The organism is Mesorhizobium sp. M1006, from assembly GCF_040318825.1.
In the GTDB taxonomy this organism is placed as follows: Bacteria; Pseudomonadota; Alphaproteobacteria; order Rhizobiales; family Rhizobiaceae; genus Mesorhizobium.
In genome coordinates, this window is the sequence record NZ_JAMYMZ010000067.1 from 1 (window position 1) to 23,808 (window position 23,808).

28 protein-coding genes and 1 pseudogene are annotated in these 23,808 nt (G+C 63.1%); 14 read left to right on the forward strand and 15 right to left on the reverse strand.

Annotated elements, in window-relative coordinates; genetic code table 11:
* Positions 1-130 precede the first annotated feature (130 nt).
* From NKH60_RS31710 to NKH60_RS31725, 4 genes are all read right to left on the reverse strand, one after another.
* Entirely contained in the window at positions 131-661 is a 531-nt protein-coding gene (locus tag NKH60_RS31710; RefSeq protein WP_352836029.1) for a hypothetical protein, read from the reverse strand.
* The gene (locus NKH60_RS31715; RefSeq protein WP_352614782.1) at positions 567-890 is read right to left on the reverse strand and encodes a hypothetical protein; all 324 of its coding nucleotides are present in this window, start codon (positions 888-890) and stop codon (positions 567-569) included. Before NKH60_RS31715 ends, NKH60_RS31710 begins: the two co-directional genes overlap by 95 nt.
* Positions 891-992: 102 nt before the next feature.
* Positions 993-1,997, reverse strand: a complete 1,005-nt coding sequence (locus NKH60_RS31720) for a cytochrome d ubiquinol oxidase subunit II (protein WP_352539814.1) — start codon at positions 1,995-1,997, stop codon at positions 993-995.
* On the reverse strand, positions 1,994-3,367 hold the full coding sequence (locus NKH60_RS31725) for a cytochrome ubiquinol oxidase subunit I (protein ID WP_352614778.1): 1,374 nt from the start codon (positions 3,365-3,367) through the stop codon (positions 1,994-1,996). Before NKH60_RS31725 ends, NKH60_RS31720 begins: the two co-directional genes overlap by 4 nt.
* A 262-nt stretch (positions 3,368-3,629) precedes the next feature.
* Between NKH60_RS31725 and NKH60_RS31730 the strand changes: the two genes are divergently transcribed.
* The 4 genes from NKH60_RS31730 to NKH60_RS31745 all read left to right on the forward strand — a co-directional run bounded on the left by NKH60_RS31730 (position 3,630) and on the right by NKH60_RS31745 (position 6,667).
* Positions 3,630-4,556, forward strand: coding sequence for an ABC transporter ATP-binding protein (locus tag NKH60_RS31730; RefSeq protein ID WP_352472842.1), 927 nt, complete (start codon positions 3,630-3,632; stop codon positions 4,554-4,556).
* 14 nt (positions 4,557-4,570) lie between these two features.
* Positions 4,571-5,332 (forward strand): ABC transporter permease, encoded by a 762-nt coding sequence (locus NKH60_RS31735; RefSeq protein WP_352614795.1) that lies wholly within the window; start codon positions 4,571-4,573, stop codon positions 5,330-5,332.
* A 166-nt stretch (positions 5,333-5,498) separates the two neighbouring features.
* Complete coding sequence (locus NKH60_RS31740; protein ID WP_352539811.1) at positions 5,499-5,990, forward strand: MarR family winged helix-turn-helix transcriptional regulator; 492 nt, start codon at positions 5,499-5,501, stop codon at positions 5,988-5,990.
* Complete coding sequence (locus NKH60_RS31745; protein WP_352874674.1) at positions 5,987-6,667, forward strand: GNAT family N-acetyltransferase; 681 nt, start codon at positions 5,987-5,989, stop codon at positions 6,665-6,667. The genes NKH60_RS31740 and NKH60_RS31745 overlap by 4 nt, the downstream gene beginning before the upstream one ends.
* Before the next feature lie 101 nt (positions 6,668-6,768).
* Here NKH60_RS31745 and NKH60_RS31750 read toward each other — a convergent pair whose 3' ends face one another.
* Complete coding sequence (locus tag NKH60_RS31750) at positions 6,769-8,760, reverse strand: PhoX family protein (RefSeq protein WP_352614773.1); 1,992 nt, start codon at positions 8,758-8,760, stop codon at positions 6,769-6,771.
* A gap of 201 nt (positions 8,761-8,961) precedes the next feature.
* Here NKH60_RS31750 and NKH60_RS31755 point away from each other — a divergent pair, with 201 nt between their 5' ends.
* From NKH60_RS31755 to NKH60_RS31765, 3 genes and pseudogenes are all read left to right on the forward strand, one after another.
* The gene (locus NKH60_RS31755; RefSeq protein ID WP_023679017.1) at positions 8,962-9,300 is read left to right on the forward strand and encodes a hypothetical protein; all 339 of its coding nucleotides are present in this window, start codon (positions 8,962-8,964) and stop codon (positions 9,298-9,300) included.
* 14 nt (positions 9,301-9,314) lie between these two features.
* Positions 9,315-10,016, forward strand: a complete 702-nt coding sequence (locus NKH60_RS31760; RefSeq protein WP_352451848.1) for a phosphatase PAP2 family protein — start codon at positions 9,315-9,317, stop codon at positions 10,014-10,016.
* 259 nt (positions 10,017-10,275) lie between these two features.
* Positions 10,276-10,524: pseudogene (locus NKH60_RS31765) on the forward strand (sodium-independent anion transporter); the annotation flags it as partial.
* Positions 10,525-10,539: 15 nt separating this feature from the next.
* Here the strand turns inward: NKH60_RS31765 and NKH60_RS31770 are convergent.
* Positions 10,540-11,400 carry an SMP-30/gluconolactonase/LRE family protein gene (locus NKH60_RS31770; protein WP_352836007.1) on the reverse strand — a complete coding sequence of 287 codons (861 nt, stop codon included), beginning with the start codon at positions 11,398-11,400 and terminating at the stop codon, positions 10,540-10,542.
* 115 nt (positions 11,401-11,515) lie between these two features.
* Between NKH60_RS31770 and NKH60_RS31775 the strand changes: the two genes are divergently transcribed.
* Entirely contained in the window at positions 11,516-12,319 is an 804-nt protein-coding gene (locus NKH60_RS31775) for a helix-turn-helix domain-containing protein (RefSeq protein ID WP_352451850.1), read from the forward strand.
* 126 nt (positions 12,320-12,445) lie between these two features.
* Here the strand turns inward: NKH60_RS31775 and NKH60_RS31780 are convergent, their stop codons facing one another.
* The 3 genes from NKH60_RS31780 to NKH60_RS31790 are packed head-to-tail and all read right to left on the reverse strand — an operon-like array spanning position 12,446 to position 14,696.
* Positions 12,446-13,243: a C40 family peptidase gene (locus NKH60_RS31780; RefSeq protein ID WP_352684032.1), complete on the reverse strand. Its 798-nt coding sequence runs from the start codon at positions 13,241-13,243 to the stop codon at positions 12,446-12,448.
* A gap of 41 nt (positions 13,244-13,284) precedes the next feature.
* Positions 13,285-14,226 (reverse strand): CHAD domain-containing protein, encoded by a 942-nt coding sequence (locus tag NKH60_RS31785; protein ID WP_352502682.1) that lies wholly within the window; start codon positions 14,224-14,226, stop codon positions 13,285-13,287.
* Positions 14,223-14,696 (reverse strand): CYTH domain-containing protein, encoded by a 474-nt coding sequence (locus NKH60_RS31790; protein WP_352473606.1) that lies wholly within the window; start codon positions 14,694-14,696, stop codon positions 14,223-14,225. The genes NKH60_RS31785 and NKH60_RS31790 overlap by 4 nt, the downstream gene beginning before the upstream one ends.
* 87 nt (positions 14,697-14,783) lie before the next feature.
* Between NKH60_RS31790 and NKH60_RS31795 the strand changes: the two genes are divergently transcribed.
* Genes NKH60_RS31795 through NKH60_RS31810 form a run of 4 tightly spaced genes read left to right on the forward strand, consistent with a single transcriptional unit; the run spans position 14,784 to position 18,512 of the window.
* Positions 14,784-15,500 carry a CerR family C-terminal domain-containing protein gene (locus NKH60_RS31795; protein WP_352817952.1) on the forward strand — a complete coding sequence of 239 codons (717 nt, stop codon included), beginning with the start codon at positions 14,784-14,786 and terminating at the stop codon, positions 15,498-15,500.
* A complete protein-coding gene (locus NKH60_RS31800; protein WP_352817890.1) occupies positions 15,497-16,450 on the forward strand; it encodes an HlyD family secretion protein in 954 nt (317 codons plus the stop codon). The genes NKH60_RS31795 and NKH60_RS31800 overlap by 4 nt, the downstream gene beginning before the upstream one ends.
* Positions 16,447-17,367: an ABC transporter ATP-binding protein gene (locus tag NKH60_RS31805; protein WP_023679007.1), complete on the forward strand. Its 921-nt coding sequence runs from the start codon at positions 16,447-16,449 to the stop codon at positions 17,365-17,367. The genes NKH60_RS31800 and NKH60_RS31805 overlap by 4 nt, the downstream gene beginning before the upstream one ends.
* An 8-nt stretch (positions 17,368-17,375) precedes the next feature.
* Positions 17,376-18,512 carry an ABC transporter permease gene (locus tag NKH60_RS31810; RefSeq protein WP_352473617.1) on the forward strand — a complete coding sequence of 379 codons (1,137 nt, stop codon included), beginning with the start codon at positions 17,376-17,378 and terminating at the stop codon, positions 18,510-18,512.
* Between the two features lie 36 nt (positions 18,513-18,548).
* Here the strand turns inward: NKH60_RS31810 and NKH60_RS31815 are convergent, their stop codons facing one another.
* From NKH60_RS31815 to NKH60_RS31825, 3 genes are all read right to left on the reverse strand, one after another.
* A complete protein-coding gene (locus NKH60_RS31815; RefSeq protein ID WP_352874678.1) occupies positions 18,549-19,202 on the reverse strand; it encodes a glutathione S-transferase family protein in 654 nt (217 codons plus the stop codon).
* 92 nt (positions 19,203-19,294) lie between these two features.
* Positions 19,295-20,272 carry a threonine/serine dehydratase family protein gene (locus tag NKH60_RS31820; protein WP_352614761.1) on the reverse strand — a complete coding sequence of 326 codons (978 nt, stop codon included), beginning with the start codon at positions 20,270-20,272 and terminating at the stop codon, positions 19,295-19,297.
* 197 nt (positions 20,273-20,469) lie between these two features.
* Positions 20,470-20,787 (reverse strand): hypothetical protein, encoded by a 318-nt coding sequence (locus NKH60_RS31825; protein ID WP_352451855.1) that lies wholly within the window; start codon positions 20,785-20,787, stop codon positions 20,470-20,472.
* A 179-nt stretch (positions 20,788-20,966) separates the two neighbouring features.
* On the opposite strand from NKH60_RS31825, the gene mbfA reads away from it, so the two are divergent.
* Complete coding sequence (gene mbfA, locus NKH60_RS31830; protein WP_352473594.1) at positions 20,967-21,950, forward strand: iron exporter MbfA; 984 nt, start codon at positions 20,967-20,969, stop codon at positions 21,948-21,950.
* Here the strand turns inward: mbfA and NKH60_RS31835 are convergent.
* The 3 genes from NKH60_RS31835 to NKH60_RS31845 all read right to left on the reverse strand — a co-directional run bounded on the left by NKH60_RS31835 (position 21,947) and on the right by NKH60_RS31845 (position 22,932).
* Positions 21,947-22,291: an antibiotic biosynthesis monooxygenase family protein gene (locus NKH60_RS31835; protein WP_352836019.1), complete on the reverse strand. Its 345-nt coding sequence runs from the start codon at positions 22,289-22,291 to the stop codon at positions 21,947-21,949. The genes mbfA and NKH60_RS31835 overlap by 4 nt on opposite strands.
* Positions 22,288-22,620, reverse strand: a complete 333-nt coding sequence (locus NKH60_RS31840; RefSeq protein WP_352614759.1) for an NIPSNAP family protein — start codon at positions 22,618-22,620, stop codon at positions 22,288-22,290. Before NKH60_RS31840 ends, NKH60_RS31835 begins: the two co-directional genes overlap by 4 nt.
* Positions 22,621-22,716: 96 nt before the next feature.
* The gene (locus tag NKH60_RS31845; RefSeq protein ID WP_352836022.1) at positions 22,717-22,932 is read right to left on the reverse strand and encodes a DUF1127 domain-containing protein; all 216 of its coding nucleotides are present in this window, start codon (positions 22,930-22,932) and stop codon (positions 22,717-22,719) included.
* Positions 22,933-23,001: 69 nt separating this feature from the next.
* Here NKH60_RS31845 and NKH60_RS31850 point away from each other — a divergent pair, with 69 nt between their 5' ends.
* Positions 23,002-23,676 carry an ArsR/SmtB family transcription factor gene (locus NKH60_RS31850; protein WP_352874680.1) on the forward strand — a complete coding sequence of 225 codons (675 nt, stop codon included), beginning with the start codon at positions 23,002-23,004 and terminating at the stop codon, positions 23,674-23,676.
* Positions 23,677-23,808 lie beyond the last annotated feature (132 nt).

The window sequence follows — 23,808 nt, forward strand, 5'->3', positions numbered from 1 at the left end:
GAAGTAAGGGCGCGCGGCAGCATTCCCTCCCCCTTGTGGGGAGGGTTAGGGTGGGGGTCCATCTTCGTAAGAATCCAAATGCGATAGCCCTGCCCTCAAGGGGGGAGATCAGCAGTTTCCGCGCTTCGCACTAGTCCCCCTTTTTCCAGGGCAGGCTCCAGCGCACCTTCTCCAGCGTCGCCTTTGCCTCGGCCGAGTCCGGGTCGGGTTCTGTCTCGCGATAATGCGCCGAGCCCTCAGGCGGGTAGGCAAGTGTGTTGTTGAGGGCGAATTTGTCGATCTGGCTGAAGTCGGGGAAAGGCAGGTTTTGCGCCTCGCGCCAAGCGCTGACCCTTTTCTCCGCGGCGATGCGTTTTTCGTCGTCGACCGGAAGGTCGGTGGCTCTGTATTCCAGTGACGAAGGGAAGGCGAACTGCGCGCCGGCATCATCCATGATGTTGATCATGGACAACAGGATGTCCTCGCGTATGGCTTGAAAATCGGCCACGTCGGCGGTTTTGACATAAGTGAACACGTCGATATCGAGCGAATAGGCGCCGAAGCCGGCAAAGCGCACGCGGCACGGCTCATCGATGACGCGCGGATGGGCAATCAGCAGCTTGCGCAGCTCGGCCAGGACGTAACGTAGCTGATCGGGCCTTAGCCTCGATACGGCCGTTATAAAGCGGGTACACGCCGTTTACGTCAGTGCCCGTCTGCTCGAACTTGATCTGGGCGCCGCCGCCGCGCCACTTCGTGTCCCACACGCCCGTCCAGTTGGCCGCGTCCTGGGCATGCGCCTGCGGCATGGCCGGCAGCAGGCCGGCAAGCGCGAGTGCGCCGATCAGCGCGACCGTCCGGATCAGCAAAAGCAGCAGCCGATCCTGTCCTGCCGCAGAAAAGGGGTTCATTCTGTTGCCCTTCTTCTTGCCGGCGATTCTGCTGGTCCGGCCAGAGAAGGTTATTCCGCTTGAAGATGAATATTCTGTTTCAGGCTGCGACGGCGATGCCGGTCAGTCATAGGTCAGATCCGTCGCCTTGCCGGCGAACACCCGGTAGGCAAAGAACGAATAGAAGATGATGATCGGCAGCACGACGACCGTCCCGACCAGGATGACGGCCAGGCTTTCGGGTGCCGAAGCAGCCTGCCAGATGGTCAGCCGGTCGGGCACCACGAAGGGGTAGAACGACCAGGCGAGGCCGGCAAAGCCGAGCGTGAAGATCGCGGCCAATGTCAGGAACGGGAGCAGCGCGTGGCGGTCGCCGGGTTTCGGCAGATGGAAGGTCTGGCGCCACAGCCACAGGAACAGCACTGCCGACAGGATCGGCAGCGGCGACAAATAGAGCATGGCCGGCCAGACGAACCATTTGTCGAAGATGCGCGCGCTGGCAAAGGGCGTGGCCAGCGATACCGCGACCATGCCGAGCGCGGTCAGCACCAGCGCCGTCCGCAGCCACAGCACCGCCTTCTTCTGCAGATCGCCTTCGGTCTTATAGATGACCCAGGCCGCGCCCATCGCCGCGTAGGCCGCGGCAAGGCAGAGCGCCACCAGCGCGCCGAAAGCGACGCCGCCGGGGCCGACGTCGAGGCCGAGCACATAGACGCCGAGCATATAACCTTGCGCCAGCGACGCGACGACCGAGCCGAGGAAAAAGATGCGGTTCCAGCGGTGCTTCCTGCCGGCCGGCACCTTGGCGCGGAAATCGAAGGCGACGCCGCGCAGGATCAAGCCGACCAGCAGCACGAAGACCGGAATGTAGAGCGCCGTCAGAATGGTGCCATGCGCCAATGGGAAGGCGACCAGCAGCAGGCCGACCGCCAGCACCAGCCAGGTCTCGTTAGCGTCCCAGAACGGGCCGATGGCGGCGATCATCGTATCCTGTTCGGTGTCTTCGGCTGCGGCGAACAGGATGCCGATGCCGAGATCGAAGCCGTCGAGGATGACGTAGATCAGGATAGCGAGGCCCATCAGCCCGGCGAAGATCAGAGGCAGCAGGGTCGGCCAGTCGACGCTCATGATGTTTCTCCTGGTTGCGCAACCGGCTGCGACAGCGGCCTGTTCATGACGCCCGGTAGCGGCGAGGTGTCACCATCCTTCGCCGCCTTCAATGCCAGATGCACCAACACGCCGAGATAGGCGATCAAGAGCAGCACGTAGAGGATGAGATAGACCGCGAGCGACAGCGCGACATGGCTGCCGGCGACCGGCCCGACAGCATCGGCGGTACGCAGCACGCCGGTGACCAGCCAGGGCTGGCGGCCGATCTCGGTGGTGTACCAGCCGGCCAGCGTCGCCAGCCAGCCGGACAGCGCCATCGGCACCATGACAAGCGCCAGCGGCTTGGGCAGGCCGTGGCGGCGCTTGAGGAAGAAGGCCGCCGACCAGGAGACGGCGAGCATCAGGAGGCCGGTGCCGACCATGATGCGAAAGCCCCAGAACACCGGAAATACGGGCGGATGGTTGCCGGCATAATCGTTCAGACCCGGCACGATGCCGCCGGCGCTGTGCCTGAGGATGAGGCTGGCGCCATCCGGAATGGTGAGCTCGAACCTGTTCTGCTTGGCCGCTTCATCGGGAAGAGCAAACAGCACCAACGGCACGTTGGGACCGGTGTTCCAGTTGGCTTCCATGGCGGCGATCTTCTGCGGCTGGTGTTCCAGCGTGTTGAGGCCGTGCTGGTCGCCGGCAAAGATCTGGATGGGAATCAGGATAGCGGCGGTGAAGACGCCGGTGCGCAGGGCCTTCCACATCGATTCCGAGCGATCGCCGTAGAGATAGCGCAGCGCCGACAGGCCGGCGATCAGGAACGAGACGGTCAGCCCCGAAGCAAGCAGCATATGAACGAGCCGGTAGGGCATGGACGGATTGAAGACAACGGCCCACCAGTCGGTGGCGTGCGCAACACGATTGCGCATCTCGAAACCGGCCGGTGTCTGCATCCACGAATTGAGCGCGATGATCCAGAAGGCGGACAAGGTGGTGCCGCCGGCCACCAGCACCGTCGCCAGCGTATGGACGCGGTTCGAGACGCGGCGGAAGCCGAACAGCATGATGCCGAGGAACGCCGCCTCGAGGAAGAAGGCGGTCAGGATTTCGTAGGCCAGCAGCGGGCCGGCAATGTTGCCGACCGTCTCCATATAGCCCGGCCAGTTGGTGCCGAACTGAAAACTCATGGTGACGCCGGAAACCACGCCCATGGCGAAGGACAGCGCGAATACCTTAACCCAGGTGAAATACGCGCGCATCCAGGCGGAATCGTTTGTCGCGTTGTAGCGGAGCTTGAAGAACAGCAGCACCCAGCCGAGCGCGATGGTGATCGCCGGGAACAGGATGTGGAACGAGATGTTCGCGCCGAACTGTATGCGCGACAGAATGAGCGGGTCCATGGCGGCTCCGGCTGCTGCTTGTTTGTTGAAGGATAGGCTTGATGCACCGGACGGTCAAAGCGGCGTCCCGCCGCGAGGCGGAACGCCGCAGTGCGGTTAATCTGCTTTTGCGTGGAATTTGGCTGGACGACCGGGCAGGTGTTGCCTATTCCGGCGAACCTCGATGTCCAGAACTGTCGGGAGCGCCATTGACATCCGGATTTGCGGACCGACATTCAGCGGATTAAATCAACAACTCTGTTTCAAGCAGTCGTTTTCAGCCATGCAGCCGATCATCTCGATTTCCGGGGTCACCAAGACCTACGCCACCGGCTTCAAGGCGCTGAAGGAGATCAATCTCGACATCGTGCGCGGCGAGATCTTTGCGCTGCTCGGGCCGAATGGCGCCGGCAAGACAACGCTGATCTCGATCGTCTGCGGCATCGTCAACCGCTCGTCGGGTTCCGTCACCGTCGACGGCCATGACATCAACCGCGACTACCGCGCCGCGCGCAGTCTGATCGGGCTGGTGCCGCAGGAACTGACCATCGACGCCTTCGAGAGCGTGTGGGCGACGGTCAACTACAGCCGCGGCCTGTTCGGCAAGCCGGCGGACAAGGCGTTCGTCGAAAAGGTGCTGCGCGACCTGTCGCTCTGGGACAAGAAGGACGCCAAGGCGATCACGCTGTCCGGCGGCATGAAGCGCCGGCTGATGATTGCCAAGGCGCTGTCGCACGAACCGCGCATCCTGTTCCTCGACGAACCGACGGCAGGCGTCGACGTCGAGCTGCGCCAGGACATGTGGGCGATGGTGCGCCGGCTGCGCGAAGACGGCGTCACCATCATCCTGACCACGCATTACATCGAAGAAGCCGAGGCGATGGCCGACCGCGTCGGCGTCATCAACCGCGGTGAGATCGTGCTGGTGGAGGACAAGGCCGAGCTGATGCGCAAGCTTGGCCGCAAACGGCTTGTGCTGGAACTGCGCAGTCCCCTGGCCACCGTTCCCGATGCTTTTTCGCACTACGCGCTGGAGCTTTCGCCGGATGGCGGACAGCTGACCTATACTTATGACAACCAGAGCGAACGGCCGGGCGTCGCCTCGCTGATCCGCGAGCTCGAGGCGGCCGGCATCCAGTTCCGCGACATCGATACGGAAAACAGCTCGCTCGAGGAGATCTTCGTCAACCTGGTGAGGAAACCGGCATGAACCTGCGCGCGGCCATGAATCTTCATGCGGTATGGGCGATCTATCGGGTGGAGATGGCGCGCGCCCTTCGCACTGTGCTGCAGAGCATCGTTTCGCCGGTGATTTCGACGTCGCTCTATTTCGTCGTCTTCGGTTCGGCCATCGGCTCGCGCATCACCGAGATCGACGGCATCAGCTACGGCGCCTTCATCGTACCGGGGCTGATCATGCTGTCGCTGCTGACGCAATCGATCTCCAACGCCTCTTTCGCCATCTATTTTCCGAAATTCGTCGGCTCGATCTACGAATTACTGTCCGCGCCGGTGTCCTATCTGGAGATCGTCATCGCCTATGTCGGGGGCGCGGCGACAAAGTCGATCGTGCTTGGCCTGATCATCCTGGCGACGGCCTCGCTGTTCGTGCCGCTGACGATCCAGCATCCGTTCTGGATGCTCGCCTTCCTGGTGCTGACGGCGGTGACCTTCAGCCTGTTCGGCTTTATCATCGGCATCTGGGCGAAGAGCTTCGAGCAGCTGCAGCTGGTGCCGCTGCTGATCATCACGCCGCTGACCTTCCTCGGCGGCAGCTTCTATTCGATCAACATGCTGCCCGGCATCTGGCGCACGGTGACGCTGTTCAACCCGGTGGTCTACCTGGTCAGTGGGTTCCGCTGGAGCTTCTACGGCAAGTCCGACGTTTCGGTCGGCGTCAGCCTCGGCATGACGGTGGTCTTCCTGCTCATCTGCATAACGATCGTCGCCTGGATCTTCAGGACCGGCTACCGGCTGCGCAACTGATCGAACGGGCCTCGTCCAGGCGAAGCAGCCTGACCGATCGACCTTTCCTTGCCGAAGGCGATAGGCCTGCGCCCGATGCCTGGAACCCGCGCTTGAATGCCTCGATCTTGCTTTTCATGCATTGTTATATATCATGTTATCGGTGTTCATGGGGATGAATTGGCCTATGGAAGACGTCATACGATCGCTTGGCTTTCTGTGCCTGGGCAGCAGGCTGAAGCGTATAGGCGAGCAACTGCAAGCGGAGGCGCAGCGCCTGCTCGACAGGCTGGATGTCCCGGTTCAGGCGAGCCAATACCCGCTGCTGGCCGCGCTCGACAGGCTGGGTCCGCTGTCGGTCGGGGAACTGGCGCAATCCCTTGGCATCGCGCAGCCAGGCGTAACGCGAAGCGTCTCGCTTCTGGCCGAATTGGGACTGCTCGAAGTCAGTCCGTCGACCGATGACCAGCGGCGCAGGATCGTCTCGCTTACTCGGGACGGCCGGCGGCTGGTCGATGTCGCAAAGCGCGACGTCTGGCCTTGCATCGAGAACGTGGTCGCGGATTTGTGCGCAGGTTTTTCGGGGCCGCTTCTTGAGCAGCTGGCTGCCATCGAGGACGGCCTCGCCGCTGCTCCTCTCGACCGTCGTGTAAATAAGCCTGAGGGTGCCGCGCAATGAGACATCTGCTCGACCGCCCTATCTGGAGCGCGCTTCAGACGCGACATCGGGCCTTCGCGGAGGGTGACAACCTCGCCATGCGATATCGGCCGTCGATCGTCCCTTTCGCCGCCACTGGCGCGGACGACCCGGAAAGCCTGCGGGCGCTCGAAAACCTTGTCTCCCCGGGCGAGAGTATGATCCTGCTTCAAGCGGACGCGATTGCTCTGCCCACGGGGCTTTCCGCGACTTCGACCGCAGCCGGGGTTCAGATGATCGCCGAGCAGCCATTGCAGATCGTCTCCGACCCGCGCGTGCATCGTCTGACCCGAGACGATGCTGCTGAGATGCTCGCCCTGGCATTGCTCACCAAGCCTGGCCCATTCACGCTCGAAGCCTTGAGCCTGGGCGATTTTTGGGGTGTGAAAATCGAGGGCAGGCTCGCGGCAATGGCCGGCGAGCGCATGAAGCAACCTGGCTATACCGAACTCAGCGGGGTGTGCTCACATCCGGAATTTCGCGGCCGTGGCCTAGGAAAGCTGCTGTCCCTATTAGTGGCAAACCGGATAGTGGCGCGCGGCGAAGTTCCCTATCTCCACGCCTATGCCAGCAACGCCGCGGCCATAGCGTTATACGAGTCCATCGGCTTCAGGTTGCGAAGCACAATGAATGTGGCCGTGGTTCAGCGCACCGAATGATTAGTCGGCGCATGATGCGCAGCATGGATGCATCCCGTATCGGAAGGAAGGATTTCGTACCGCCGAAATCCTTCCTTGAGACTGCAAGAGCTGGCTGCGTGTCAGACCGCGATCTTGCCGCCGCCTTGCCTGGTGATGGCAACGACCGCCGGGCGCACCGGCATGTCCGGCTTGAAGTCGGGCCAGCGCGTCGACAAATCCTCATAGTAGGACGGACGGCCGAAAGCCTCCCAGTCCTCGCCGCCGTCGCCCGGATGCTGGACCGCAACGAAGGCGGTCTGGTCGTCCGGCGCAAACAGGGGACCGCACATTTCGGCGCCGATCGGCACGCGGAAGAACAGCTTTGATGTCGCCCGTGCCGTCCCCTCCGTATCGACAGCCCACAGACCATCGGTGCGGCCGGTGGCTTTCGGGCCTTGGCCGTCGGTGGCGACCCAGAGGCGGCCAGCCGAATCTACCGTGCAATTGTCCGGCATGCCGAACCAGCCATTGGCGGTGGTTGCGGTCGAGAAGGTGGCGCCGACGTCGGCCACAGCGGGATCGCCGCATTTCAGCAGGATTTCCCACCTGCCCTTTGTCGCGGTGAAATCACCGCCGTCCTCGACGATCTCGATGATGTGGCCAAAGGCATTTTCGGCACGCGGGTTGGCGGCGTCGACCTGGTCGGCCTTGCGCTTCGAATTGTTGGTCAGCATGACATAGACCTTGCCGTTGGCGGCATTGGGCTGGATGTCTTCCGGGCGGTCCATCTTGGTGGCGCCGAGCAGGTCGGCGGCGCGGCGCGTCTCGATCAGCACATCGGCCTCGCCGGCAAAGCCGTTCTCCGCCGTCAGCGGCCCTTGGCCGAAGACGATCGGCAGCCATTCGACCGAACCGTCGTCGGCAAACTTGGCGACATGCAAGGTGCCGTCGTCGAGCAAATCCATGTTGGCGGCGCGGTTGTCCGGATCGAACTTGCCTGTGGTGACGAACTTATAGACATAGTCGAAGCGCTCGTCGTCGCCGAGATAGAAGACGACACGGCCATCCTGGGCGACGATCGATTCGGCGCCCTCATGCTTGAAGCGGCCCATCGCGGTGCGCTTCCTCGGCGCCGAAGTCGCATCCTGGACGTCGACCTCGACGATCCAGCCGAAGCGGTTCGGCTCGTTCGGCTCCTTGCCGATGTCGAAACGGTCGTAATGCGCTGCCCATTCATAGGCACCTTCGGGAATGCCGAGGCGCTTGTAATTGGCCGCCTCCTTGTGGCCCTGCGGCAGCTCGCCCGAGAAATAGCCGTGGATGTTCTCCTCGGCCATGACATAGGTGCCCCACGGCGTGACGCCGCCGGCGCAATTGTTGATGGTGCCGATGACCTTCGTGCCGGTCGGATCGGCGCTGGTCTTGACGCGGTCGTGGCCGGCGACCGGGCCGGAGAGCGCGATCTCGGTGTTGGAGGTGATGCGGCGGTTGAGCTTGCCGTCGCGAACGACCTGCCATTTGCCTGATACCTTGCGTATCTCGACGATAGTGCCGCCATGCGCGGCCATCTCGACATCGACTTGCTCCTTGCTGAGGGGCGCCTGCTTGGCTTTGCCATCGACGATGGTGACGAGGCCCGGAAACATCAGGTGCGGATTGGTGTATTCGTGATTGACGACCAGCAGGCCGTGCTCGGCCGAGCCGTCGATCGGGATATAACCGACATAGTCGTTGTTGTAGCCGAATTGTCTGGCCTGGGCTTCCGCCGACTGTTTTGTCGGATCGAATCCCGGCGAATCGGCGAACAGCGGATCGCCCCAGCGCAGCAGCACGTCGGCGTCATAGCCAGGTGCGACGTGATGCTTGTCGTCGATGCCGGCCTCGAGCTCGTCGAAAGCGAAGGCGGAGCCTTCGGCGGCGCGGGCGTTGTCGGCGGTGATCAGCGCCAGCGGGCTGACGGTAGCGGCTATGGCCGAGACGGCAAGCGAACCCTTGAGGAAGCCGCGGCGTGAGAACCGCGCGGCGATGATCTCACCCATGGTGCGGTTGTCGGTGGGATTGGCTCCTGGCCCATCGTTTTCCTCGAGCAGGCTGGTGCGGAAATGGGCGTCAGGGGTGCGATGTTCGGTCATAGGGCCTGCCTCTGGCTGGATGGATTGCTGGAGCGTGTTGCCTGGCCAATCCGGTATTACCGGCAGGTCACAGTTTGATGACATGCCGGCTAAATTGCCACCTGCGATTTCGTATCCAACATCGGCCCCGCTTGACCGCGACCGGCGCTTCGGAAACAAGAGCTGCGGCAGGCGGTAGGGACCGCATCGGGAGGAACAAAAGTGAGTTTCTGGGGACTTGGGCAGCTCTGCGTCTCGACGGTGATCTTCCTGCTGGCGGCGATGGCCGCAAAACAGTGGGGGCTGGCGCCGAGCCTCGGCAAGATCGTGCTGACGTTGGCGCTCTACTCGCTGGGCAATCTGATCATGCTGAGGCTGATCCGTGAATTCGGCATGTCGGTGTCGTTCAGCCTGTCGGCGGTGATCCAGCTGGTGTCGGTGAATGTGGTGGCGCTGGTCTTCTTCGGCGAACGCGTCAATGCCTTGCAGGCAACCGGCATCGTGCTTGCCATCGCAGCTGTGGCGCTGATCACGCTCGGGCCCTATCTGCAAAGGCTGTAACTGCGATCGGGCCGATGAAGAAGATTGCAAGCAGACTGCCCAACTGGCTGGAGTTCCCGGTTCTGCTGGCCGGGCTGGTCATTGCCGGCGGGCTGTGGGGGTTCGAGGAGCTGATGGAGCTGGCGCGGGCGACCACGCCGCATGCCTTCGACACCGAAATCCTGCTTGCCTTCCGCAAGGCCGGCCAGCCCGACAATCCGATCGGACCGGCGTGGCTGGAAGGGGCGATGCGCGACATCACCAGCCTCGGCAGCGCCAGCGTACTGCTGCTGATCACGGCAGCAATGATCGTCTATCTGCTCCTTATCCGCAGGCCAGGCGCGGCGCTTCTCATGTTCGTCGCGGTAGCGGGCGGCCAGCTCCTGTCAAGCGTGCTGAAATTCGACATCGACCGGCCGCGCCCCGATCTGGTCTCGCATCTCGCCGATGTGGCATCGCTTTCGTTTCCGAGCGGCCACGCCATGCTGTCGGCGGTGACGTATTTGACGCTGGGCAGCATGGCGGCGCGGGTTTTGCCCGGGCGCACAACGAAGATCTATGTACTCGGGCTGGCGGTGCTGACGACAGTGGTGGTCGGCATCAGCCGCATCTATCTCGGCGTCCACTGGCCGTCCGACGTATTGGCCGGCTGGTGCGCCGGCTTTGCCTGGGCGATGCTGTGCTGGCTTGCGGCACGGTTCCTGCAGCGATGGCTTGGGCGGGCCGACGGCACCTGACTCAAATCAGCCTGTTGATCAGGCCATGACCGCAGCCTGCCAGCAGGAAAACCATCGACAGCAAGGCTGTCGAGGTTGCCAACGCTTTGAATATCTTCACCCGCTCATCCTTTTGAAGTCGTTCCTGTGAAATCGGGATCGCAGCGGATGTCCCGCCAAACGATGCCGAGGTTTGTAGCATGACAGCGCATCGGCTGGCAAAGAGTGCTGCATGTTTGGAGGCAGATCATCAATCCTTGGTGCAGGAAGACGTCGCCGCCCGCGCCAGCGCAGGAACTTCATCCTCGACTGTTCGGCGGTGCCGTTCTTCGATTCGACGGCAGCCAATGTCATCGAGGGCGCGGCCCACAAGGCGAGCCGCGCCGGCGTTCGCTTCATTATATCAGGCGCTTCAGCGCAGGATACGCCGCATGCTGATCAACCACGGCGTCAAGCGGCCGCTGGTGACTTACGCGCCTCGATCACGGATGCGCGGGCGCAGCTGAGGAGAGCCGCGCCCGCCGCTTGAGCTGGCAACGCCGGCTTAGTCGAGGCCCAACGCTGAGACCTCGCCCTCGTTCATCAGCGGCACGAAGATTGTCGACCTGCCGTCGGTGCCGATGTCGGCGCTGCCCGGCTTGAACGTCGCAACCGCTTGCGGCGTGCCGCCGGCTTTGTAGCGGTAGAGCGTGCCGGTCATATACGCGGTGGCGTAGATGCTGCCGCCGATGGCAACGACGCCATCGAGGTTGGCAAACTTTTCCGCGCCAGCCAGTGGCGAAACGGCCTTGGTAGCAAGATCGACCGAGAGCAGGCCGCCCGGCTCCGCGGTGCTGAAGTCGGGCTTGATGCCCTTGCCCCAGGAAGCGACGATCAGCCGGCCGCCATCGGCGAAGATGCCATTCGGCGAAGCAAGCGCCGCATCCCTGACGAACAGTTCGGGCCGGTCGCGGTCGATGCGATAGATCGTATCGGCAAGCATATCCGTGACGTAGACATTGCCGGATGCATCAGCGGTCATGTCGTTGAGAAAGACCGCGTTCGGCACGTCGATCGTCGATGTTAGCTTGCCGCTTGCGAGGTCGACGACGCGCACATGGGTGAGGTCGGCGACGTAGAGTTTGCCGCCGACAATCGCCATGCCCTTGGGCGCGTCCATGCCGTCGGTCCAGTGTTGCGTGACTAGCTTGCCGTCCATCGACAGGATCGACAGATAGCCGTTGCCGTCGGCTTCGCCGGGATTGCCGACGATGTTCGAGACGATAACGCGCTGGCCGGCGGCGTCGAACAGCGCCGATTCAGGCTGCTCGAGGCCGCCGGTGCGCCAGAGTTCAGCGGCCTGAACTGCCGGCGCGGCGGCGATGCCGACCAGGGCGAGAAGCATCGAGGTGAAGAGGCTCTTCATGGCTAGTCTCCTGTAATGGACTGGCGGAGAGCTAGGCCTTTCGATACTTTTCGGGAAGAGCTATCAGGACTAGTACCGAAGGCTGATACCAAATCGTGCAAAAGAGGTGCATCCCATGAACGGCCTGATCTTCGAAGCGCTGAAGCGGACGCTTAAGGCAAAGGGCATCACCTATCGCGTCCTTGCCGAGCGGATGGGTGTTTCCGAGCCGACGGTGAAGCGCATCTTCCACGAGCGCAACTGCAAGCTCGACCGGCTGATGGAGATCTGCACTGCCGCCGGCGTAGAGTTGGAAAACGTGCTCGGCTCAATGAACAGGGGACCAGGACCCGCCAACCAGATCGCGCCGGAGATCGAGCGCAAGCTCGCCGGGCGGCCGGCACTGCTGTTCGTCTTTGTCATGCTTTCCGAGAAATTCACGCCCGAAGGCATCATGCGCTCACAAGGGCTGAGCGAGGCTTCGATGTTCCTCTATCTGCGCGAGCTCGAGGAACTCGGCCTGGTCGCGCTCGGTCGCGGCCTGTCGGCAAGGCTGCTGATCGAGGCGCCGATCCAGTGGAATTTCGAGGGGCCATTGCGGCCGCTGTTCGAGACGACCAACAAGAATTTCATCGGCTGGGCCATCACCCATCTTGAGCGCGAGTCGACGTTCGTCAGCTTCTCCAGGCGGATGCGGCCGGAAACGGCGGAAATGGTCAGGCGCGAGGCGGAGGAATTGGCGGAGCGCGCCAAATTGCTTGCTCATCACGACCAGCACACGACGCCTGAAGACCGACTGGTCGGCTACAAATGGACGTTTGCGTTCGGCGCAACGCCGTTCCCGGTGATCATGCCGATCGGGCCGCATCCGCGCGACGCAGGCGCACGGACCGACGATCGAGTTGCGGCTGCCGCAAACGGACGACGTCTGCCGGCCTAGGTCAAAATGCAGAACGACCGAGTCCGGGCTGTTGGCGGCAGCCAGTCTGACTGAGCTTCTTACCCCTGAGTATCGGCCGCAAACCGGTTCTCAGAGGGTCCCCTGCTCAAACACAAGATCGAGCGGCTATTCGGCGGTCTTGTTCGCCACCTTGTCATCCCAGACCATCTGCCGGTAGTCGAAGCCGTATTCCAGCGTTGGCTTGACAATACGGAAATAGGGCGACAGGTCGAAATCGCGCGGCGTGTAGAGCGAGTGATGGCGGATGTGCAGGATTTCCCTGCGCGAAAAGCTCGACTGGGCCGAGGCACGGCCAGGCGCCCGGGTAATCTCCGGCAGGATCGGGTAGCGGATCAGGCCATACGCCTCGGCGATCAGCGACGAGCAGATGGCGCGCGTCGGGTCGCCGGAACCGAAAGCCAGCATGCGGCGGCGCCAGCGCACCGGCACCGGCGGCGTCGGCAAGAAGTAGCGCAGCATGTCGAATATGTTCCTGAGATCGTATCTGAGACCGAGCCTGCCGATCATGAACGCGACGACCGCTTCGCGATCGTCCGGAGCCAGGCCACTCGCCCGGCAGATGCGGGTGTTGTAGCTGCGATAGCGCGACAGCGGCACGGCGATGCAGCCATCGCCGAGCGTGACCTCGATCAGGCGCCGCCGCTCCGATCCGTCCTCCGGCTCCGGTAATGCATCGCCGATATAGAAGGCGGCATGCGACCAGGTCGACTGGGTGAGGTATTTGATCGCCGCCGAGATCTTCTGGTTGCCTTCGATGAGCAGGATGTCGCCGGGCTCGAGCGTGCGGCGCAACGTTTCGGCGTCCGACGGCGTGTAAGGCTCGTAGCCGGACGATTCCTCCTGCAGCCGGCCGGCAAGCCAGCGGCCAAGTCGGTCCAGAAGCGTGTCGCCGGGCTCGGTCATGCCAGACGGCGATTACCACAGGGCGGCAAGTTAGACCATGATCAGCCCACGCCAGGCGTGCCGGCGTCTTCGTGCGCAACTGTGAGATCTTCGCGCGCCTTACGGGCGAACTTCCTCGTCGAGCGCTTCGGGCTGTCGCCGAAAAGCTCGGCCGCCTCGGCGAGGCAGGTCTTTTTCAGGCTCTTTTCCGAACGCTTCAGCAGCTTGGCAAGCAACCGCGTCTCTTCAGCAGGACCGAGTGGCTGGTCCTCGGCATCGAGAAGCGCGCGCATGACGAACACATCGTGCAGCTCGCCGAGCCGCTCGCCCAATTCGTCGACGGCCCTGCGCCGCGTTTTGATCGGCGTCGGCCACAGCCGGCCGAGCAGCGACAGGTGCATGCCATGCGTCTTGGCCGCCTTGCGCAGGTCGTGAAAGTCATCGGCTTCGCCGCGCGAAGCCGCCTTGTCCAGCGCTTTCCTGGCACGGCGCAAAGTGGTGCGCGCGCCTTCGGCGAGCACGTCGGCAGCCTGCTCCGGCTTGTCGGGCAGAGCGAGCTTGTCGATCCGGGCGACACCTTCCTCGCAAGCGGAAATCGCCGCGCCTATCGCAGCATCGAGGCCTCCTCCGCCATGCAGTTCATGCTGGCGCGCGACGAGCCTGTCACGCACGGCACCGAGGCCATCGCCGGCACTTTGCTCGGGAAAGCTTGCCGCCAGCCGGTCGATTGTTTCGACCAGCGCGGTCGCCTCGCGCGGGCCGGCAAGCAGGGCCGCCACCTGGCGGTAGCACTGATTCTCCGTCACGCAGAATGTTTCGTCTCCGGAACGGACAAGGCGCAGCAAGGCGCGGACGTTCTTCAGCCGTTTGCGGCATTTGTGCAGCCCCGGTTCGGGCCTGTCACGCGCCGCGTTCAGATGGTCGATCACCTTGCCGATCTCCTCGGCGAGGATGCGCCTGACCTCTCCGGTCAGCGACATGCGCGGATCGATACGAAAGCTCATGCGACGATCTCCGGAATCCCCCCAAGGGCGAGCGACGCGTTGTAAAATCTCGGCTCGCCGGTGACTTCACGGCCGAGCCAATGTGGCAGCATTTCGTCCTGTATATCATCCGGCGTCTCGAGCTCGGCGATCACCAACCCCGCAAGCGTCCCGCCGAAGACATCGACTTCGTAGCGATAGCCGCGATGTTTAACATGGTGGCGTGTCTTCTCGATGACATGTCCGATGGCAAAGGCCTGCATCTCCTGCGCCTCCGCCAAAGGTACCGGATATTCGAATTCATCGCGCTCGCGTGCCTGGCTGCCGAACTTGAGCGTCAGCTTGGCGGCCGCATCGTTGCTGATGCGAACACGAACCGTACGGCTGGGTTCGGCGACAAGATAGAATTGACGGATATGAATGTCCGCCTCGACCATTGCCCGCCATTCCTCACCTGAGACCAGGAATTTACGCTCGATTTCCTTGCCCATGGCCAGGCACTAAAGCGCGCACGGCCAGAGTTGGCAAGCCGCTTGACCGCACTTGACTTTAATCATTCGATTGATTAAATTGTGGCCATGATCAAATCGCCCAGCGCCAGCGGCCTTCCTCATGAGGCGCCCAAGACCGCCGCCGATATGACGCGGGCGGCACTTGTCCGCGCGGCGTTGAAACTGTTCGGACGGCAAGGTTTCGACGGCACCTCGACGCGCCAGATCGCGGCGGAGGCCAAGGCCAATATCGGCTCGATCGCCTATCATTTCGGCGGCAAGGAAGGGCTCCGCAACGCGGCGGCCGACTACATCGTCGACACCATCCAGACCGTTGCCGGCCAGGCGATCGGCAATCTGCAGGCGCCGGTCGCGGCATTGGCCGACACCGAGGCCGCGCGGGCACATTTAGCCGTCGCACTGGAGCGGATGGTCGCCTTCATCGCGGCAAGGCCGGAAGCCGGCGAGATTGTACAGTTCGTCCTGCGCGAGCTGTCGCATCCTACCGCGGCGCTCGACCGTATCTATGACGGCGTGTTCGAACCGGCGCATAACCGGCTCTGCCTGATCTGGGAACAGGCGACGGGCGAGCCGGCCGAGAGCGAGCGCACAAAACTCACCGTGTTCACGCTGATTGGCCAGGTCGTCTATTTCCGCATCGGCCGCGAGGCGGTTATGCGCCGCATGGGCTGGCGCGAGATCGGCAATGACGAGGCCGGAAAGATCGCGGCGGTGGTGACGGATAATCTCAGCGCGATTTTGGCTCGGCGCGATTTGGCTGTCCGGAAGGATCGTGGATCATGAGCCTGCTCTGTTCTTTGCCGCTTGCCGCCCAGCTTTTCAGCGCCTGCGCGCCGGGAGCACCGCTCGCCGTCGGCTACGTCGAGGGCGACTACGTCCTGCTCGCGCCGATCGAGGTGGCGCAGGTCGAGACGATTGCGGTCAAGCGCGGCGACCGCGTCGCGCCCGGCACGCCGGTGGTGACGCTGGAAAACGCCGACGCCAAGATCGCCATCGCACAAGCCGAGGCGGCCCTTGCGCAGGCCCAGGCGCAACTTGCCGACCTGCAGGTCGGCAAGCGGCCTGAAGAGATTGCGGTGCTCAAGGCGCAGCTCGACATGGCCAAGGCGCAAGCCGCCGACGCCAAACGCCGTTACATCCGCGCCAGCGATCTGTTCAAACGCGGCACCGGCACACAGGCCGACTACGACACGGCTTCCGCGACGCTGGAGACGGCCAACGCGCAGGTCGGCCAGGCGGAGGCCAATCTCGCCGTCGGCGGCCTGCCGGCACGGCCGGAGACGATCAAGGCCGCCGACAATCAGGTCAGGCAGGCGCAGTCGGCGCTGGAGCAAGCGCAATGGCGGCTGTCGAAGCGCGTGCTGACGGCGCCCTCGCCCGGCCGGGTCAACGATGTCATCCGCTATCCTGGCGACACGGCCGGGCCGACCGCGCCGGTCATCTCCATGCTGCCGGATGGCGCGGTGAAGCTCAGCGTCTATGTGCCGGAAAGCGCGTTCTCCTCGGTCGACGTCGGCACGCTGCTCAACGTCCATTGCGACGGCTGCGGATCGGGCGTGAAGGCTCGCGTCAGCTACGTGTCGCCGGATCCGGAATTCACGCCGCCGGTGATCTACTCGCTCGAGACCCGGCAAAAGCTGGTCTATCTGGTCGAAGCGCGGCCGGAGGGCGACGCCAGCGCATTGCAGCCCGGGCAGATCGTCGACGTCGATCTGGCGGACATCGGAAAATGAACGTCATCGACGTGCACGGCCTGGTCAAACGCTTCGGCGACAAGACCGTCGTCGATCATGTGACTATGGCTGTGGCCGAGGGCGAGATCGTCGGCTTCCTCGGGCCGAACGGCTCGGGCAAGACGACGACCATCCGCATCATGTGCGGCTTGCTGACGCCGGATGAGGGCGAAGGCACCGTTCTGGGCTTCGACATCCGCACCGACAGCCTGCGGATCAAACGCGAAGTCGGCTACATGACGCAGAGATTCTCGTTCTACGAAGATCTCACGATCGGCGAGAATCTCGAATTCGTGGCACGGCTCTACCGGCTGAAGCCGCTCGACGAGCACGTTGCTAAGACGCTTGAGGAGCTCGGCCTGACATCGCGCAGGAACCAGTTGGCCGGCACCCTGTCCGGCGGCTGGAAGCAGCGGCTGGCGCTGGCCGCCTGCATCATGCACAAGCCGAAACTGCTGCTGCTCGATGAACCGACGGCGGGCGTCGACCCGAAAGCGCGACGCGAATTCTGGGACGAGATCCACCGGCTGGCGAGCGGCGGCCTGACCGTGCTGGTCTCCACCCACTACATGGACGAAGCCGAGCGCTGCCACCGCATCAGCTACATCTCCTACGGCAAGATGCTGGCCACCGGCACGGTCGAGGACGTGGTGAGGAATGCCGGGCTGACCACCTTCGTCCTGCAAGGGCCGCGGCTCGATCAGGTCGCTGCCGCACTTCATGGCCGCCCCGGCGTCGACCAGGTGGCGCCGTTCGGCGCGACGCTGCATGTCGTCGGCTCCGACAGGACGGCACTTCAGGCAGCGCTCGCCGATGTCGAGAAAGAGCACGAGGGCGTTACGGTGACGCCCGGCGAGACCAGCCTGGAAGATGTGTTCATCCAGTTCATGTCCGGTTCGAAGGACAACATGGGATGAAAAATGGGATAGACAGCATCTTTTCGTTCGCCAGGCTAGGCGCGCTGCTGATCAAGGAGTTCATCCAGATGCGGCGCGACCGCATCACCTTCGCCATGATGCTCGGCGTACCGCTGATGCAGCTGGTGCTGTTCGGCTATGCCATCAACAACGATCCGAAGAGCCTGCCGGCAGCGCTGGTGACGATGAGCAGCGATCCTTACACGCGGGCCATGGTTTCGGCGCTGCAGACCACCGGCTATTACCGCTTCGACCATGTTGCGCAAAGTGCCGCCGAAGCCGAATTCCTGATGGCGCGCGGCGACGTCGCCTTCGTCGTCACCATTCCCGCCGATTTTGCCCGACGGGTCGAGCGCGGCGACAGCCCGCAGATTCTGATCGAGGCGGATGCGACCGACCCGGCCGTCGCCAGCGGCGCCATCTCGACGCTCGGCACCGTCGCCAATCAGGCGCTGCTCAGGGCACGCGGTATGCAGGAGACGGCGGCCGAAGCTGCCCGGGGCCAGCTCCAGGTGGTGGTGCACCGGCGCTACAATCCGGAAGCCGTCTCACAATACAACATCGTGCCCGGCCTGCTCGGCGTCATCCTGCAGATGACGATGGTGATGATGACCTCGATCGCGCTGACGCGCGAGACCGAGCGCGGCACGATGGAGAACCTTCTGGCGATGCCGTCCAGCCCGCTCGAGATAATGCTGGGCAAGGTGCTGCCCTATCTGGCGGTCGGCGCCGTGCAGGTACTGGTGGTGCTGGCAGCCTCGAAGCTTCTGTTTGCCATCCCCTTCACCGGGTCGATGTCGCTGCTGTTGACGGCGGTCCTTATCTTCGTCTTGGCGCTGGTGCTGCTCGGCTACACGATCTCGACGATCGCCCGCACGCAAATGCAGGCCCTGCAGCTCACTTTCTTCTTCTTCTTGCCGTCGATCATGCTGTCCGGCTTCATGTTTCCCTATCGCGGCATGCCGGACTGGGCGCAGATTTTCGGCGAGGTGCTGCCGCTGACGCATTTCCTGCGCATCATCCGCGCGGTGATGCTGAAGGGCGCCGAGCTGCCGGCGGTGGCAACGGAAATCGGCTGGCTGGTGGTGTTCGTGGCGCTGTTCGCCGGTATTGCGCTGGTGCGGTTCCGCCGGACGCTGGATTAGGGTCGAACTCGATCCGCTTGTGCAAATGATCGAGATTTACACGGACTTGGCCTGGCCCGGGACCGGTGTCAATTCAGGCGCATTGAGCCCTTCGAAGGGATCGCGCCAGGCGTCGATTTCTTCGAGTTTAAGATACCAGCGACTGACAGAGGGATAGTCATCGAGCGGCAATCGGGCGACATCGTTGAAGGGCAGAAACGTCGCCATTCGAAAGTCGGCATAGGAAACCGAAGCGCCGACCAGCCATTCTCGCTCAGAAAGCTCGGCATCAAGTATGGCAGCGGCCGTGCGGAAGTCGCTCAGGCCCTCCTCAACCCGCGCCTGATCGATCGGGCCGAGCCCATAGCGCTGTTTGGTCCCGCGTTCGAAATGCACGACGTCGCAGGCTCTTGCGAAGTTCTCTTTCCCCCAACTCAGCCATCGGATCATCTCGGGCTCGTCGTCGCCGGTGCGCCAGAAATGCGAATGCGTGTCGCGTGAAAGGCGGCAGGCTATGGCGTCGGCCTCCCAGAGGCTTTTTCCCAGGCCTACGAGGATGGGCAATGAAAGATTTGGATTGAGCGGCCGAAATCGCTCGGCCTGGCCCGGAGCGAAGGGAGAGGCGAATTCAAACTCGACCTTGACGTTGAGATACCGTGCCACCGCGACCGCGAGGCGAGGATTGGGATTGCGGCTGAAGAACAGTTTCATTGATCTCAGTCTTTGAAGGGTACCGGTTCGGCTGGGCGCAACGGAGGCTCGAGCGCCTCGAACCGGCACATGACCTGGAATTGGTTGCTATCTTAGCTGGCAGCAATGATCTCGGCATAGGTGCTGAGATCGACATTGCCGCCGGAGAGCACCACGGCAATGCATTTCCCGGCAAGGTCGATCTCGCCTGACGACAGCGCGGCCAAGCCGACGCAACCGCCGGGTTCGACCACCAGCTTCAGACAAGCCATCGCATCGCGCATCGCCTGTGCCACCGCCTTGTCGGAAACGGCGATGGCGCCCGCGAGATTCTTGCGGTTAATCTCGAAAGTGATGGCGCCCGGCTCGGCGACGAGAAGGGCATCGCAGATCGAGGTGTGGCCGGGCGCGTTCGACACCCTGGCGCCTTTGATCAGCGAGCGGCGTGTGTCGTCGAAATGCTCAGGTTCCACGGCCCAGACGGCGGTGCCCGGCGGGGCATCCTTGACCGCGATCGAAATGCCGCTGCTCAACCCGCCGCCGCCGCAGGGAACCACTACCGCATCGAGGCTGACGCCAAGCGCTCTTGCTTGGCGCATCAATTCGAGGCCGATCGTGCCCTGGCCGGCGATGATGGCCGGATCGTCGTAGGGCGGCACCAGGACCATGCCCTTTTCCACGTAAGAACGGACGACGGCAGTGCGATCGTCGCGGACCCGGTCGAAGGTGATCACTTCCGCGCCCATCTTCCTGACATTGCCGACTTTCATCGCCGGCGCATCGGCGGGCATGGCGATGACGGCCTTGACGCCGAACATCGCCGCTGCGGCGGCAACGCCTTGCGCGTGATTACCCGACGAGAAGGCGACGACGCCGCGGGCGCGTTCTTCCGCCGAGAGCGAGGAGAGCTTGTTGTATGCACCGCGGAACTTGAACGAGCCGGTGCGCTGCAACGTCTCCGGCTTGAACAGGATCCTGGCGCCGAAGCGATTGTTCAACTCCGGCGATTCGATCAGCGGCGTTTCGACGATCAGTCCGGACAATCGCGCTGCTGCACTGTGAATATCGGCGATGCCGGGAGGGGTGATCATGGCTGGGTCCTGCAAGAGATGAGACGGCCTATGGTGCACGGAAAGGGAAGCCGCGCACCAATGAAAAAATGTGACCGTTACAATTCGACTTGGAGGCAGGAGTGGGCGTGACTGTCACCCACCTCTCCTCCGCCCTCCGCCATGCATTCGTCATTTCGACAAATCGCTGCCGATTTACCGGCATTGCCGGCCGCCCCTCACCCCAACAGCGTCTTTTGCCGTTTGGGGCCGCCGATCTTGCGCCAGGTGTTGAAGCGATGGGTGGCAGCGGCGAAGGAGATCTTCATCTGCTGAGCGACCGAATAGCGCGACTTGCCTTCGTCGAACAGGCGATAGCAGCACTCGACGCCCTCCTCGGTCAACTTGCCGTCGGGAGCCTTGTTATGCGGATTGGCGGGATCAAATTTTTCGACCTGCTGCTCGACCAGCCCTTTCAGGCGCTGCAAGTCCGCCTCGATGTTAGCGATCAGGTCGAGAACCGGCTTGGGGTCAAACGGCTGCTGTTTTTCCAGCATCTGCGGGTTCCTTTCTCTTGGTTGAGATTCGGTTATATAGGTGAACGTTTGCCGATAGCAACGGCAATGTGTTCGGGATTTTGAAGCCTGTACCTTTGAGCATGAGTGGAGCGGGCACGATTGACCGAGGATGTGCGAAGCTCTAGTTTAGAACCGTTCTAAACTAGGGTGAATTTCTCATGCTTTCCCGCGTTTTCGGCTTCGGCCGCCGTCCCTTTGAATCGCTCTCGGAACAGGAGATCCTGGCGCTCGCCATCTCCTCTGAGGAGGATGACGGGCGCATCTATCGCGCCTATGCCGACGGGCTGGCGGAGAGCTTTCCGCAATCGGCCAAGGTGTTCGAGGAGATGGCGGAGGAGGAGGACGGCCATCGCGATTCGCTGATCGAGCTTTACCGCAAGCGCTTCGGCGAGCGCATACCGCTGATCCGGCGCGAACATGTGAAGGGCTATTACGAGCGCAAGCCGGACTGGCTGGTGAGGCCGCTCGGCATCGATCATGTGCGCAGCCAGGCCGAGGCCATGGAGCGCCAAGCCTACCTGTTCTATATCGAGGCGGCCAAACGCACAGGCGATGCGTCGACGCGAAAGCTGCTCGACGACCTGGCGATCGCAGAACAGGGCCACGAGACACTGGCGCAGCGGCTGGAGCAAAAGCATGTGCCGGGCGCGGTCAAGGACGAAGAGGCGGCGGCCGAGCAGCGCCAGTTCATCCTGACCTATGTGCAACCGGGGCTGGCCGGGCTGATGGATGGCTCGGTGTCGACGCTGGCGCCGATCTTTGCCGCCGCCTTTGCCACGCATGATACGTTCCAGACCTTTCTGGTCGGGCTTGCCGCCTCGATCGGCGCTGGCATCTCGATGGGTTTCACCGAGGTGGCTTCCGACGACGGCAAATTATCTGGCCGCGGCTCGCCGGCAAAACGCGGGCTGACCGTCGGCGTCATGACGACGCTGGGCGGGCTCGGCCATGCGCTGCCCTATCTCATCCCGCTTTTTTGGACGGCGACCATTGTCGCCGCCGTGGTGGTTTTCTTCGAGCTGTGGGCGATCGCCTTCGTGCAGAACCGCTACATGCAGACCCCATTCTGGCGCGCCGCCTTCCAGGTGGTGCTGGGTGGCGCGCTGGTGTTTGCGGCAGGGGTGCTGATCGGGAATGCTTAACCATTCACCGCCTGGCTGTCCTGAGGCGCCTCGGCGCGTTCGGTCAGGCCGTAATCGCGCACGACATGAGCGAAACGCAAACGATAGTCCGCCAAGATACCGCCGCGCCCGGCCTTCTGCGCCTGCCGATGTTCCTGCGTGTTGCGCCAGGCCTTCACCGCATCCTCGTCGCGCCAGAAGGACAGCGACAGGATGCGGTTCGGATCGGCAAGGCTCTGGAAGCGCTCGATCGACAGGAAGCCGTCGATGCCGTCGAGCAGTGGGCGCAGATCGGCGGCGATGCCGAGATAGGCATCGCGCATGCCCGCCGCCGGCTCGACCTCGAAGATGACGGCGATCATGGTTTCACCAAAGGAGCATGTGGCCCGGAGGCCAGCTTGAGGAAGGTGCGGTCCTCCTTCAGGATGAATTTTTCCCGCCGGGCGAACTCGTAATTCGCCTTACCGGCGGGATCGGCGGCGAGCCGGGCGCGGTAGGCTTCGTAGGCCGCAAGACTGTCGATGTTGTAGGCGGCATAAGCCCTGGTGGCCGAGCCTTCGTGCGGCGCGAAATAGCCGATCAGATCGGCGCCGCAACGCGGGATCGCCTGCCCCCAATTGCGTGCATATTCCTCGAACGCCGCCTTGCCGAACGGATCGATCTCGTAGCGGATGAAGCAGGTAATGGTCATTTTCGCCTCCGTGGCGGTGGATGTTTTCTGGCGGTCACAGTTCGAGCCGGATCGAAACGTTCCGAAGATCGATATGCTAGGCAAATCCCTCGCCGATCATGCCTGCCAGAACGATTTCGCGCATTCGCGGCGGACGTCTTCAGGTGTCAGGCCAAGGTCACGCAGCAGATGATCGTCGATCTCGGCGAGGTCGAGACGCTGCAAATGACGGTCGAACCACCGCTTCAGGAGCCGCCGCCACAAGCGGCGCAAGACAATGAACGGGAACGGCCGGCGAGCAGGCGCGGCGCCGAAAGCGATCCTTGCAGGCATAGTTGTCTCCTTGATTTGCATCGAGACTAATGCTTTATCTGACGAGGATGCTTCGATGAGGAACGAACTATGCGCGAAGGACCTGACATAGCCCGCATTGCCAGCCTGGTGGGCGATCCAGCGCGGGCAAACATGCTGTCCGCACTGATGGGCGGCACGGCACTGACGGCGAGTGAACTGGCACTCGAGGCCGGCGTGTCGCTTCCGACAGCGATCTCCCATCTGTCGAAGCTGATGGAAGGCGGGCTGCTGACGCTGGCAAGCCAGGGACGGCATCGCTACTACGGCCTCGCTGGCCCGCAGGTAGCCGGCATGATCGAGGCGATCACCGGTGTTGCCGCTGCGGCCGGGCCGCAACGAGTGCGGCCTGGCCCACGCGACGCGGCCATGCGCGTGGCGCGGGTCTGCTACGACCACCTCGCCGGCGAGCAGGCGGTGGCGATGCTGGACCGTCTCGTCGCTCGACAAGTGCTCCTGCGAGATGATGAGGAGATTCAGCTTGGGCCGTCGGCCGCCTCGCATTTCGCCGCGATCGGCATCGATGTCGAGGGCAAGGCGCGGCGACCGGTGTGCCGGGCCTGCCTCGACTGGAGCGTGCGGCGTTCGCACCTCGCCGGCACGCTGGGCGCCGCCATTCTCGACAAGATCCTCGCCGAGAAATGGGCGCGGCGCGAGAAGGACAGCCGTGCGGTGATTTTCTCGCCGACAGGCAAGCAGGCGTTCGAGAAGACGTTTCTCGCCTGACGGCTCGCTTCGACGCACTAGAACGGCTCGTCGTTTCACGGAAACACCGAACCGCTCTATCTCTTTGTTTTGACGCAATTCCGGACGGAAAACCGTTTCACACTTTTCCTGGAATTGCTTGTCTTATGACTT